The 11,943-nt window shown below is 43.7% G+C and carries 12 protein-coding genes and 1 pseudogene; 4 read left to right on the top strand and 9 right to left on the bottom strand.

The annotated features are described in order from the left end of the window. Positions 1 to 91: 91 nt before the first annotated feature. From NST74_RS09185 to NST74_RS09175, 3 genes are all read right to left on the bottom strand, one after another. Positions 92 to 1,516, bottom strand: a complete 1,425-nt coding sequence (locus NST74_RS09185) for a 6-phospho-beta-glucosidase (RefSeq protein ID WP_341111636.1) — start codon at positions 1,514 to 1,516, stop codon at positions 92 to 94. Positions 1,517 to 1,648: 132 nt separating this feature from the next. Next, complete coding sequence (locus NST74_RS09180; RefSeq protein WP_341111635.1) at positions 1,649 to 2,530, bottom strand: AraC family transcriptional regulator; 882 nt, start codon at positions 2,528 to 2,530, stop codon at positions 1,649 to 1,651. A gap of 160 nt (positions 2,531 to 2,690) precedes the next feature. Beyond that, positions 2,691 to 3,440 (bottom strand): AraC family transcriptional regulator, encoded by a 750-nt coding sequence (locus tag NST74_RS09175; protein ID WP_042125904.1) that lies wholly within the window; start codon positions 3,438 to 3,440, stop codon positions 2,691 to 2,693. 111 nt (positions 3,441 to 3,551) lie between these two features. Between NST74_RS09175 and NST74_RS09170 the strand changes: the two genes are divergently transcribed. Both NST74_RS09170 and pgmB read left to right on the top strand, forming a co-directional pair. Further along, a complete protein-coding gene (locus tag NST74_RS09170) occupies positions 3,552 to 5,840 on the top strand; it encodes a glycoside hydrolase family 65 protein (protein ID WP_341111633.1) in 2,289 nt (762 codons plus the stop codon). A gap of 20 nt (positions 5,841 to 5,860) precedes the next feature. Continuing rightward, positions 5,861 to 6,553 (top strand): beta-phosphoglucomutase, encoded by a 693-nt coding sequence (gene pgmB, locus NST74_RS09165; RefSeq protein WP_341111632.1) that lies wholly within the window; start codon positions 5,861 to 5,863, stop codon positions 6,551 to 6,553. Positions 6,554 to 6,734: 181 nt separating this feature from the next. On the opposite strand, the gene NST74_RS09160 is transcribed toward pgmB, so the two are convergent. Continuing rightward, on the bottom strand, positions 6,735 to 8,114 hold the full coding sequence (locus tag NST74_RS09160; RefSeq protein WP_341111631.1) for an MATE family efflux transporter: 1,380 nt from the start codon (positions 8,112 to 8,114) through the stop codon (positions 6,735 to 6,737). Then, positions 8,114 to 8,473: an MmcQ/YjbR family DNA-binding protein gene (locus NST74_RS09155; protein WP_341111630.1), complete on the bottom strand. Its 360-nt coding sequence runs from the start codon at positions 8,471 to 8,473 to the stop codon at positions 8,114 to 8,116. The genes NST74_RS09160 and NST74_RS09155 overlap by 1 nt, the downstream gene beginning before the upstream one ends. Before the next feature lie 276 nt (positions 8,474 to 8,749). Between NST74_RS09155 and NST74_RS09150 the strand changes: the two genes are divergently transcribed. Together NST74_RS09150 and NST74_RS09145 are read left to right on the top strand one after the other, a co-directional pair. Next, a complete protein-coding gene (locus NST74_RS09150) occupies positions 8,750 to 9,265 on the top strand; it encodes a DUF3231 family protein (protein ID WP_341111629.1) in 516 nt (171 codons plus the stop codon). 98 nt (positions 9,266 to 9,363) lie between these two features. After that, a pseudogene (locus NST74_RS09145) lies at positions 9,364 to 9,464 on the top strand (LysE family transporter); the annotation flags it as partial. Between the two features lie 111 nt (positions 9,465 to 9,575). Here the strand turns inward: NST74_RS09145 and NST74_RS09140 are convergent. From NST74_RS09140 to NST74_RS09125, 4 genes are all read right to left on the bottom strand, one after another. Further along, a complete protein-coding gene (locus NST74_RS09140) occupies positions 9,576 to 10,145 on the bottom strand; it encodes a manganese catalase family protein (RefSeq protein ID WP_042125896.1) in 570 nt (189 codons plus the stop codon). Between the two features lie 51 nt (positions 10,146 to 10,196). Further along, positions 10,197 to 10,463: a spore coat protein CotJB gene (locus NST74_RS09135; RefSeq protein ID WP_094870385.1), complete on the bottom strand. Its 267-nt coding sequence runs from the start codon at positions 10,461 to 10,463 to the stop codon at positions 10,197 to 10,199. A 3-nt stretch (positions 10,464 to 10,466) separates the two neighbouring features. After that, positions 10,467 to 10,685, bottom strand: coding sequence for a spore coat associated protein CotJA (locus tag NST74_RS09130; RefSeq protein WP_042125890.1), 219 nt, complete (start codon positions 10,683 to 10,685; stop codon positions 10,467 to 10,469). Between the two features lie 212 nt (positions 10,686 to 10,897). Continuing rightward, entirely contained in the window at positions 10,898 to 11,923 is a 1,026-nt protein-coding gene (locus NST74_RS09125; protein ID WP_341111627.1) for an AI-2E family transporter, read from the bottom strand. Positions 11,924 to 11,943: the final 20 nt, after the last annotated feature.

The raw sequence follows: 11,943 nt of genomic DNA, 5'->3' as shown, positions 1-11,943 counted from the left end.
CCCTTTAACCGTTTTCATTCGAGTGCTTTGAAAATCACAGAGCCGTTAGTCCTCTTCCAGAGGACCACAGCTTCCGAATATAGAGACCTCTCTAGAGGCACTCCCCATTTGATTCAATCACTTTTTTATACCAGTGATAACTGGCCTTTTTATAACGTTTAAAAGTACCGTTACCATAGTCATCAGCGTCCACATAAATATATCCGTAACGTTTGGACATTTTGCCCTCACTTACACTAACCAAGTCGATGCAGCCCCATGACAGATAGCCAATTAACTCTACTCCGTCCTGTTCCACAGCATCCTTCATGTTGCGTAAATGATTGGACAGGTATTCAATCCGGTAATCATCCTGAACATGAAAATCCTTATCCGGTTCATCAGCGATCCCAAGGCCATTCTCGACGATAAACAACGGAATTCGGTAACGATCATACAATTGATTCATTGTTATACGAAGTCCGATCGGATCTATTTGCCACACACTCCCACTAGGTGGCAGATAAGGATTTTTTACCGTCTCAAAACCATTTGTACGACGAGTCTCCAGTCCTTCCGTGGATGCAGCCGTACAAGCACTTGAGTAATAGCTGAAGGAGACAAAATCTACGGTATTGTTCTTCAGAATTTCAAAATCTCCCGGTTCCGTGTGAATGTTGATCTTATGCTTGGCAAAATACGGTGCAATATAATTTGGATATTTGCCGTATACCTGCACATCAGAGAAGAATAGTGTATGTTTGTCACTTTCCAGAGAAGCGAATACATCCTCCGGTTTACATGTATATGGATAGGTCTTTCCAGCCGCTAGCATACAGCCAAACTGAATACCCGGAACCATTTGCTTGCCCGCTTCCACAGTCAGAGCGTTAGCTAGAAGCTGATGATGCGCAGCCTGATATTTTTTCTCCAGCTTGTTGTCAGCCGCTGTGAAGGTTAAGCCCCCTCCTATAAAAGGGATATGCAGGACCATATTCATCTCATTGAATGGAATCCAATATTTCACTCTGTGCCCAAATCGGCTAAGTAGCGTCTTGGCATAGTTGACGTAAAAACCTACCACTTGGCGGCTCGCCCAACCCCCGTAATGCTCAACTAAATGCATCGGCAAATCGAAGTGACTGATAGTAATCACTGGCTCAATGTTATGTTTCTCAAGCTCGTCCAAAATGCTCTCATAAAATGCGAGGCCTGACTCCAGCGCAGTTGCTTCGTCCCCATTCGGAAATAAACGCGGCCAAGAGATAGAGAATCGGAATGCATTGATACCCATTTCCGCCAGCATGGCGATATCCTCTTTGTAATGTTCTCGGAAATGAATCCCCGTATGGCTCGGATAATGTTGGCCCTCTTCTGTAAAAATATTATCCTCGTCCATCATTACGTCTTTCAAACGACGGTCATTCATTGGCAGAACATCAAAATTGGATAGACCTTTGCCATCCTCCAAATGCGCACCCTCGGTCTGTATTGCCGAAATAGCGCCGCCCCACAGGAAATCTCGGGATAATTTCATAATAAACCTCCAAGTTGCTAACAGTTTGTAAATGCTCTCATTTATAAGCACCAACCTGTTTTCTTTAGTTGCCTATGCCTATAATAAGGCTTGCTGGAGGAGATTGAATCCCTTGATTTTGTCAAATTGTTCTCATATTTGGTCCTGTCCAAAAGCAACTTTGATGGTTGAGCTTTTATATTGCAGAGGAGCGATACCAATACTTTCCTTAAACAAACGATAAAAAGTCTTCGTACTTCCGAAGCCTACCTTACCGGCAATCTCTGTCACAGGATCATCTTCATTGAGGAGAATCCACTTCGCCTTATCAATCCGGTATTCGTTCAAAAAGGTGACGAAGGTTTTGCCGGTATGCTTCTTGAAGAATTTGGTGAAATACGATGGAGTGAAGCCTAGAATTTTCGCAGCATCCGAAAGTTTGATAGGATGGGTATAGTTTTTCTCCACATACTGGAAGACCATAGACAACTGCTCGAGAATTTCACGGGAATAAGGCTTATTGGTAACCATTCGCGGCTTAAAATGATCCATTTCGCGATACATAACAGTGATCAGCTCACACAAGAGGCTTTTGATAGCATATGCGTAACCGATCTGTTGTTCCTTGCCTTCCTGGTAAAGCTTATCCAATAACTGAACAATTTTCTTCTGAATATCCGGTCTCCAGTACGTGGAATACGGTTCAATTGAGGCAAACAGCTCCTCCAGCGAAAAAGGTGTGTTATTCAGAACCATCACGTCCTGAAAAAAACTAAGGTCAAATTGGAAGACCAGCCGCTCACTTTTAGGTGAAGCCATCACATAATGAATATCTCCACCTTTGATGAAGACGAACTCATTTTCTTTTAGCTGCATCGGCTGGTCATTTACTCCAAGGTTCACTTTCCCTTTGACAATCCAGATAATTTCCATTTCCTTATGCCAATGTGGTGTAGTTAATATACTGCCATCGTTCTCAATACAGCGGTACGGAAAGGCTTTATCAAGTCGTGGGAATTCCAAATAAATGGCCATCTGATCATCTCTCTTACTTATTTAGTGGATTTATAATCTCATTTATAGCGGAGAAAGGCGAGTTTGGCTATTGAAGCTGAAACGTAAAAAGAGCTATCCAGTACCCAACCAGGGAAGCATGGACAGCAACTTTTAGAGATCATTAATGATTCGATTTCTCTCATTTCGTAATTGCTCCACCGTCCCGGCGAAACTGCTTCGGGGTCAAGCCCGTGTATTTTTTAAATAACTGTGTATAGTAACTTTGGCTGCAAAATTTAAACATCAAAGCGATTTCGGAAATAGACTGATTCGTGTGAATGAGGATCGACTGCGACTCCTCAATTCTACGCCGGTTGATAAATTCCGTGAGCGGCATGCCCGTTTCACGCTTGAAGCGGTCGGACAAATAACTGGGATGCACACCGACATGCCGAGAGATCAGGCTAAGGTTCAAATCTTGAAACAAATGCTCGCGTATAAAATATACGGATAGATTGACAATATGTGAATAGTGAAGATTCTCCTTTTGCTGGCGCATCACTGTAATGAATTGCAGGACCATTTCATATTCGTATCGATGAAGTGCCTCAAGCTCCGTCGTAGCTTCCACCGCACGAATGAACGTATCACTCAGCTGAAAAGCTGTCTCAGGGTCAACACCACCCCGGATAATCGCACGTGTAAACAAGGTGCAGGATGCAATCATAGCGTTTTTCTTGGAACGCAGCGGATATCGGGCTAGCGTAGCAGCTTCCATTGCGTTAATTCTATGCAGTGCTTCCAGTGCCCGGTTCTCGTCACCGAGTCGAATTGCTTCCAAAAGCTCATGTTCATAATCCAGCGGAGGATGGACAAATCCCTCTGACAGATCCACAGAACGTGTGGACCAATATTCCGGCAGTTTATGTTGTCCTTTAAGTTGATCCATATGTGTTAACCTCACCTAAAAATTTTGATAATATCCTAAATAATTTAGTATAATTCTAGCCCTTTCAGACTTAAAATTCAAATCATAACCATCAAGGGAGGAAACATAAGCATGAGCTGGAGCATTGCCAATCAGGGATTGTCGGCAGATACCCTGCTGAATTTAGAAAGTATTTTTGCTTTGGGGAATGGATATTTGGGCGTGCGTGGCAATTTTGAAGAAGGGTATTCCGATAAAGAAATCCGCAGTATCCGCGGAACATATTTGAACGCCTTTCACGATGTGATTGACATTCCCTATGGGGAGAAGCTATTCGCCTTTCCAGGTACCCAGCAAAAGCTGGTTAATATTATAGATTCCCAAGGGATAAATATTTATATAGGCGAAGATATGGAGCCATTTGCACTTACAGCAGAGAGTGTCCTCGCCTATGAGCGTAACCTCCATCTGGACAAGGGATACTCGGAGCGTAAAATCCACTGGAAATCCCCCTCCGGTAAAGAACTCAAGCTGCATTTCCGGAGACTCGTTTCTTTCACTACCCGTGAACTTTTTGCCATTCATCTGACTGTTGAGCCTGTCAATTTCAATGGCCCAATCCAAGTTGTATCCCGTGTAAACGGCGATGTTAGCAATTATACGAATCCGAATGACCCGCGTGTAGCTGCAGGACATTCCAAACGACTGAGCGTAGTAGCGTGCGAAGCTCGGGGTGAATATGTATGCTTGGAGAATGAGACGATGGCTTCGGGTCTGCGAACCTCCTGTGTCACCCGTCATGAATGGGTAGGTGACTGGCAAGTTGAAACTCAGGCAGGAGAAACCAATGCTACAGTGACTGCAACCTCCTCCTTGTCTGGGCCACTATCGCTGACCAAATGGAATGTCTATACCGATACACTACGACATGAACAAATGCTTGTGGATACCGGTATTCAGGTACAGGAATCATTGAAGCCCCTCTCCTTTGAAGACATGCTGGAACAGCAGGCGCATTATTTGGCTGACTTCTGGAAGCGTTCCGATGTAGTCATTGAGAACGACTTGTCGCTTCAGGAGGGTATACGTTTCAACCTTTATCAACTGCTGCAATCAGCCGGACGCGACGCGCATAGCAACATCTCTGCCAAAGGTTTATCCGGAGAAGGATACGAAGGCCATTATTTCTGGGATACGGAAATTTATATGTTCCCCGTGTTCCTAATGACTTCTCCTGATTTGGCCCGGCAGCTCCTGTTATACCGGTACTCCAAGCTGGGGGAAGCACGGGAACGAGCTAAAGAAATGGGCCATGCCCAAGGGGCATTGTTCCCATGGCGGACGATCTCAGGTACAGAATGTTCCTCCTTCTTCCCTTCCGGCACAGCCCAATATCATATCAGTGCCGATGTAGCCTATAGCTATATCCAATATCTTCTGGCGGAAGAAGATGACGCCTTTTTGCTCCAATACGGCGCAGAGGTGCTATTTGAGACCGCGCGGTTGTGGATGGAAATCGGTCATTTTTACGAAGGTAAATTCCACATTGACGAAGTAACCGGTCCAGATGAGTACACTTGTCTGGTGAACAATAACTATTACACCAATGTAATGGCCAAACATAATTTAAAATGGGCCGCCCGCAGTTTCGCTCGGCTTCAGGCGTATGACAAGGTTGCCTTCCAAGCACTGTGTATCCGACTGCATGTTACTGAACAGGAAGCGGATAGCTGGATGAAAGCGGCGAATGCCATGTTCCTCCCTTACGATGAGAAGCTAGGCATTAACCCGCAGGATGATACTTTTTTACGCAAAGCAGTCTGGGATTTCGAGAATACACCACCGGAGAAACATCCGCTGCTGCTGCATTACCACCCGCTTACCCTGTACCGTTATCAGGTCTGCAAGCAAGCGGATACCGTGCTGGCTCATTACTTGCTGGAAGACGAGCAGTCGCAAGAAACGATTCGCAAATCGTATGATTATTATGAGCAAATCACTACCCATGACTCTTCTCTGTCCTCTTGCATATTTAGCATCATGGCCTCGAAAATCGGGTACAAGGACAAGGCGTATAACTACTTTATCGAGACTGCACGACTGGATCTCGATAATACACACGGCAACACCAAAGACGGATTACATCTCGCCAATATGGGTGGAACGTGGATGGCCATTGTGTACGGTTTTGCCGGAACACGTCTTAAGGAAAACGGCCTATCGCTCGCTCCGTCCCTACCAACTGGCTGGCAGAAATACAACTTCCGGCTCACCTTCCGCGGGCGTCTCATTGCTGTAACCATTCGCGAGGAAGGCGTGGAGCTGGAATTGTTAGAGGGTGAAGCACTTGATCTAATTCTCTACGGCCAATCAGTGACTCTGGGCAACGATAAACCGTTAACTCAGGCACTACAAGCCTAATTCATAAGGAGCACAACACAATGAATGCAGCCTCTCAAATTCAAGCCGTAATCTTTGATCTAGACGGCGTTATTACGGATACCGCAGAATATCATTATCAGGCTTGGGGCATGATCGCGAAAGAACTGGGACTTCCGTTCACCCGAGAGTTCAATGAGAACCTGAAAGGTGTATCACGCATAGCTTCACTGGAATTGCTGCTTGGACAAGCAGCAATTCCGCACACTTACTCTCCCGAAGAGATGGAGAAGATGGCGACCCGCAAAAATGAGTTCTATCAGCAGCTCATTCAGCAGGTAACCCCGGCCGATGTGCTGCCTGGCATCTCTGAATTACTCACCGAGCTGAAGGCCCACGGCGTAAAGACCGGCATTGCCTCCGCAAGCAAAAATGCCTTTACAGTTATCCGTCTTCTAGGTATGGAGAAAGATTTCGGAGTTATTGTAGATGCAGCCAAGCTTGCCCGCAACAAACCAGACCCGGAAGTATTCTTGACCGCCGCGGCCTCGCTTGGGCTAGATCCGCAATTCTGCGTCGGGGTAGAAGATGCAGTCGCCGGGGTAGAAGCGATCAAAGCGGCCGGTATGTTCGCTGTATATATCTCCTTACAGGAGAACTTGTCCATCGCTGATATGAACTTGAACCACACTGCTGAACTTAACTACTCCGAGCTAAACCAGCAATTCGTTGCTACAAAGAATAGAGTAAGCTAAATAATTGGGCATCCCAGCCTCCATATATGTAAATCACGAACTAAGCCGGCAAGCTCCTAAGGGAAGCTTGCCGGCTTTTGTTTGAAATATGATTTTAGCTTGAATGTAGGCTGTTGTAATAGGATAGGAAAGCGTAACATCCCTCAGAACATCTGCTTCCGATCGTTTATTATAGATTTTTTCAGACCATCCCAGCGTTATCAGATCTATCTTTAAATAGTTTCTTTATCGTTAGTCCAAATAAAACACAGCAAGTCAGTGCCGCACAAAAATCAGCAATAGGCTCAGCAATAATCACTGCATCTGTTTTCGGGCTAATAAATGTCGGGAGCAAAAGTACTAATGGAATAAGCAAGATAATCTTACGCAAGATCGCGATAAAAATAGAAACTCGTGCTTGTCCCAAAGCAATAAATACTTGTTGAAAAGCTAATTGAATACCAAAAATACAGGTGCCAAGGAAGAATATTTTCATTAATCTAGCAGTCAGAGCCACAAGCTCAGGATTATTAGTAAAAATGATAATGGGCAACTGCGGAACAAAAATGGCTATGCTCCACATCGACAATCCAAAAGCAGCACAAAAAACACTGCAATATAAAATGGTGGATTTTACACGTGCAAAATCGCGAGCTCCATAATTATAGCTAATAATAGGTTGTGCCCCTTGCGCAAAACCAGATAACAACGTCCCAAAGATCTGCATCAGTGTTCCCATAATCCCCATGGCAGCAACGTACATATCGCCTCCAAATTTAGCTAAGGACGTGTTGAACACGATTTGAATTAAACTTTCGGTCGACATCATAATAAATGGAGATAGTCCCAATGCAAGTACCTTAGCGGCTTCTTTAGGTTTAATACGCATGTTCGATAGACGCAAGCGCAGATGAGCTCGTTTAGAGACTAAGAACCCCAATACCCAAGTAGCTGAAATAAATTGTGCAATGACAGTAGCCAATGCTGCTCCCTTAATTCCCATATTCATCTCAAAAATAAAAATGGCGTCAAGGACGATATTCACAACCGCACCAATGCATACCGTGAGCATGGCTGTTTTGGCATATCCTTGTGCTGCAATAAATGGATTCAACCCTAAAGAAATAAGCACTGCCACAGTACCAATAAGATATATGCTTAAAAAATCGTCGGCTAGCGGCAATGTAGCGTGGCTCGCTCCGAATAACGTTAAGAATGGGGACTTAAAGATAAGAAACAAAGCTGTCAGGATTACGGATGCCATTAGTAGCATAGTACAACAACTTCCTAGTAATTCTTCAGCTTTTTTATGTTCACCTTCGCCCATCTTTATGGACGCTAGGGGAGCCCCTCCAGCTCCGATTAGAGCGGCAAATGCTGAAATCAACATAATAATCGGAAAAGAAATTCCTATAGCGGATAAGGCTAGCGTTCCCCCCTCCTCCATCCTTCCGAGGAACATCCGATCAACTACACTGTACATGGCATTGATTAGCTGAGCTATAACGGCAGGAATAGCCAATAAGAAAATAAGCTTGGGTATACTTTGGTTGGCAAAACGATCCTTCATTTGATTATTCATTAATTCATTTCCACTATAGCTTCTCGGAGGCTTTTAGGAAGCTTTTTGACAACCATATCGTAGGAATGGTCAATCATGTCAAAGACATCCGACGTCGGCAAGGATCCATCGATCATGATTGAATTCCAGTGCTTTTTGTTCATATGAAAGCCTGGTCGTACGCAATCATGCTGCTCTCTTAAGTTCTCCGCAATAATCGGGTCACATTTTAAGTTTAAGCGAACAACCTTCCCTGTTTCCTCAAAAATAAGTGCGAACATTTTATCAGCCACTTTGATGACCAATGGAGTGGGTCCAAACGGATGCTCCTGAGTCGCCCCTTTCTTTTTCAAACAGTATTCGATAATAGTATTCTTCAAATCAGGCTCTCTCCTTCGCTGATCAACAATCTGATCATTTATGCCATTAACCACGTTTCTTCATTATATCATTTTGTTCTGCTGAGCAGTTTCTGCATAATTTCTCAGGGAGGAAATCATGAACTTATCTTTGATTGTTAATTAAGAGCTAACCAAAGGAGCTATTTAATAGTTTTGGGATAGCTCTTATTTTCTTGAAGCAGACGAAAACTGCAACATCTGAACATTTATGGGCATACTACATACGTTTAAATTTAAATATAAAGGAGCTTTCTTATGACAGGAATTTTAGGTGGCAACCCCAAGGATGAACCGATGCATTATGGAGAGATTTTTGGCGTATGGCAAGCTTCGATGGTAGCAAAGGGTGCCCTTTCGTGTTACCGAGCTTACTTGTATCATGCCGGCGATAATGACCTCAAAAAAGTATTAGGTGCATTAATTGATCAAGCCGAGCTTGAAGTTAGTGAATGTGATACGTTGCTAGCAGATAACGGGATTGCTTCAGCACCAACGATGCCAAATAGACCCGAAACCAAGCTTGAGGATATTCCTGTAGGTGCACGATTCACAGATCCCGAGATTGCTGCTAAAATTGCTGCTGACACTGCTGCAGGATTGATAGCTTGTAGCCAGGTTATGGGTCTTTCTATCAGAGAAGATATCGGTGCATTATTTGCAAAATATCACCTAACTAAAGCAGCGATAGGCGTTAAAATCCTCAATTTGAGCAAGAAAAAAGGGTGGTTAATTCCTCCACCACTTCAGGTAAAAAGACCAGAGTCTGAATAAGTCTTAAATTTGTTTAGCTCCGTTCCGTTGTTGGTGCGGAGCTACTATTTTACAGCTATGCGATTAGAATCATTGAAACAGCTACAACACCACAGCTCATGTTACTAGTTTACTTTGGGGTGATCCATCTGCTTGAATCCCTTTTATTAAAGCATTCTTGTGGTTATTTGGTTTCTTTGTGCTGGTGTATACGAGCATACTCTTAACTACATGCAGACTCTTTTCATTCTATATAAAGGGATTGTGACCTGTATACATTTAAAAAAGAGTAAAGTGACCTATTGGTCGCTTTACTCTTTTTTAGTATCACTCAAAATACCCGCTTCTGATTCCGATCATCAATAATAATCTGTACCGCTTCCTTAAACCGAATCGCATGGATAATCTCCCGCTCCCTCAGGAACTTAAGGCTATCCTGCAGATCCACATCATCTGTCATGTCAATCAGCCACTGGTATGTAGCCCGGGCCTTTTCTTCCGCTGCAATGTCCTCATAAAGATCAGCCAGCGGGTCACCCTTAGCTTGAATGTAGGCTGCTGTAAAAGGTACGCCGGCAGAGTTCGAATAGAACAACGCGTGATCATGCTGCGCAAAATGTGGACCGAGCCCAGCTTCCTCTAGCTCGCATACCGAAGCGTCCTTCGTCAGCTTATAAATCATAGTGGCTATCATTTCCAAATGGGCGAATTCCTCAGTAGAAATATCGTTCAAAACGCCAATCACTTTATCTGGGATCGTGTATCTTTGATTCATATAGCGCAGGGCTGCGGCGAGCTCGCCATCCGCTCCTCCATATTGCTCACTTAAATAACGCGCCATCCGGATATCACATTTACCGACCCGTACCGGATATTGCAGTTTTTTTTCGTAGATCCACATTCGGAAACTTCCCCTCCTCTAGAAATTTAGTTCCTTACAGTTGCACTCTTCTTACACCTGCCAAGGCCAAGGCGTCTGATTCCATTCCCACGGACATTTCGAATAGGCTCTGCCAAAATTCTGCAGCGGACCATATAATTCCTGGAATTGATTCGCGAGCTTCGTACGTTCCTGAGTCAGCTGATTAAATTGTTCAATACTTCTCAAATCATCAGGATGAGTATTTAGATATAAGTTCAACTCCACTAAGGCAAAGTCAAGAGTCTGCAGCTGCTCAAGCAATTCATAATAACGTTGATCGCATGGATTTGCCTCCATAATCTATTTCCCTCCTCCTTTGCACTTGGACTCATACGGGCTGTAAAATGCTGGCCATAACGTGCCAACCCTTAGAGCCTCCTGCAAACTAAACTGAGGTAAATCTGGCGGCTGAAAATTAACGAACTGATTGGGTGGAACTACATAAGTCTTGAACGGCACCGGCGGGCAAGGATCAAACGGGCCCCTAAAGGGGGTGTACCTCCGTACCTGTGATTCCATCTTTTCGTACCTCCTTTGTTCCTGTTCCTTCTTTGAAGAATCTGAACATTGCTTCCTTAGCTAACTTATGACAGCAGAACACAATATAAAACGTTATTTACAAAAAAATCCCCTAGGCTTGAACTTTTCGTGTAATTTGCACGACAAATAAGCTGTCCCCGGAAATATACCGGAAACAGCTTTTCAATTGGACCTTTTTTTTAGTATTATGCTTAGGGGTTCGCTCCCTTGAAAGAATCCTCGTGCTTAATCTCAAGGATATCCAACATAAATACAAAGATGGGAATGCCAAGAATAAGTCCCCAGACACCTATATAATGCTCAGAGAACAATAACACGCTGAAGGTGTAGAACATCGGCAAATTCATTTTTGTGGACATCAACTTGGGATTCAAGAAATAGCCTTCGATAAAATGCAACACCGCAATGATCGCCAGCACATAAGTGACTGTTGTCAGACCGCCGATATTGTAGCCGATGATTAAGAGCGGAATGAGTGAAATCAAAAAACCAACCACTGGAATGAGACTGAGCAAAAAAATCAAGATCGACAGGGCAAATAAATATGGGAAGTTAAGCAACCATAAGCCAATAACAGTAAGGCAGGTATTGAACAAGGCAATGAGAATTTGCGCTTCAATTACTTTCCCAAAGGAAACGATCAATTGTCGGCTGAAATACTCCAGCTCTATATAAAACCAGGCAATCCGGCTCTCTCTCATCCTAGAAGTAAAACTGACGATCCGGTTCTTCTCGAGAATAAACACAAAGCTTAGAATGGTCGATACAACGAAAGTCGCGCCCCAGTTGCTAGCCTTCAGCACATAATCGATGCCTCTTTTGATGTAAATCTGATAGTTTAGGTCCTTGAACATATCATACAAATACAATGTAATCTTGTTCTGCGGGAGGTCGTCTGATTTGAGATTGGTAAGGAAGATGGTTAATTGCTTAATCTGCTCCAATACTTTTGGAAGATATTTAGCAAGGGCCAGTACAATCACAGCGATTAAAGCGAGGTATAAAATGACAATAATCACCTTACTGTTAACCTTCACAAATTTACCAATTCCTTTACTAAGCAAGATCTGAAAGCTGTTCATGACAAAAGCAATCAAAAACGTCAGCAACACCAGATTAAGCATCCCTCGAACACTGTACAGCAGCAGCCCGATAAGTGCGAGAATTAAAAAGCGTCTGGTGGTTATGTTCGCGTAGAATCGCTTGAATACATTCATTGATCTTGCTCCATTCGATT

It is taken from the genome of Paenibacillus sp. FSL F4-0125 (assembly GCF_038008565.1).
GTDB lineage: Bacteria > Bacillota > Bacilli > Paenibacillales > Paenibacillaceae > Paenibacillus_AQ.
This window is presented reverse-complemented; position numbering and strand designations above follow the sequence as displayed.

Bases quoted from the DNA above. Each gene is read 5' to 3' on its own strand.
- NST74_RS09185 (WP_341111636.1), bottom strand. From the start codon at position 1,516: ATGAAATTATCCCGAGATTTCCTGTGGGGCGGCGCTATTTCGGCAATA.
- NST74_RS09180 (WP_341111635.1), bottom strand. From the start codon at position 2,530: ATGGCCATTTATTTGGAATTCCCACGACTTGATAAAGCCTTTCCGTAC.
- NST74_RS09175 (WP_042125904.1), bottom strand. From the start codon at position 3,440: ATGGATCAACTTAAAGGACAACATAAACTGCCGGAATATTGGTCCACA.
- NST74_RS09170 (WP_341111633.1), top strand. From the start codon at position 3,552: ATGAGCTGGAGCATTGCCAATCAGGGATTGTCGGCAGATACCCTGCTG.
- pgmB (WP_341111632.1), top strand. From the start codon at position 5,861: ATGAATGCAGCCTCTCAAATTCAAGCCGTAATCTTTGATCTAGACGGC.
- NST74_RS09160 (WP_341111631.1), bottom strand. From the start codon at position 8,114: ATGAATAATCAAATGAAGGATCGTTTTGCCAACCAAAGTATACCCAAG.
- NST74_RS09150 (WP_341111629.1), top strand. From the start codon at position 8,750: ATGACAGGAATTTTAGGTGGCAACCCCAAGGATGAACCGATGCATTAT.
- NST74_RS09140 (WP_042125896.1), bottom strand. From the start codon at position 10,145: ATGTGGATCTACGAAAAAAAACTGCAATATCCGGTACGGGTCGGTAAA.
- NST74_RS09135 (WP_094870385.1), bottom strand. From the start codon at position 10,463: ATGGAGGCAAATCCATGCGATCAACGTTATTATGAATTGCTTGAGCAG.
- NST74_RS09130 (WP_042125890.1), bottom strand. From the start codon at position 10,685: ATGGAATCACAGGTACGGAGGTACACCCCCTTTAGGGGCCCGTTTGAT.
- NST74_RS09125 (WP_341111627.1), bottom strand. From the start codon at position 11,923: ATGAATGTATTCAAGCGATTCTACGCGAACATAACCACCAGACGCTTT.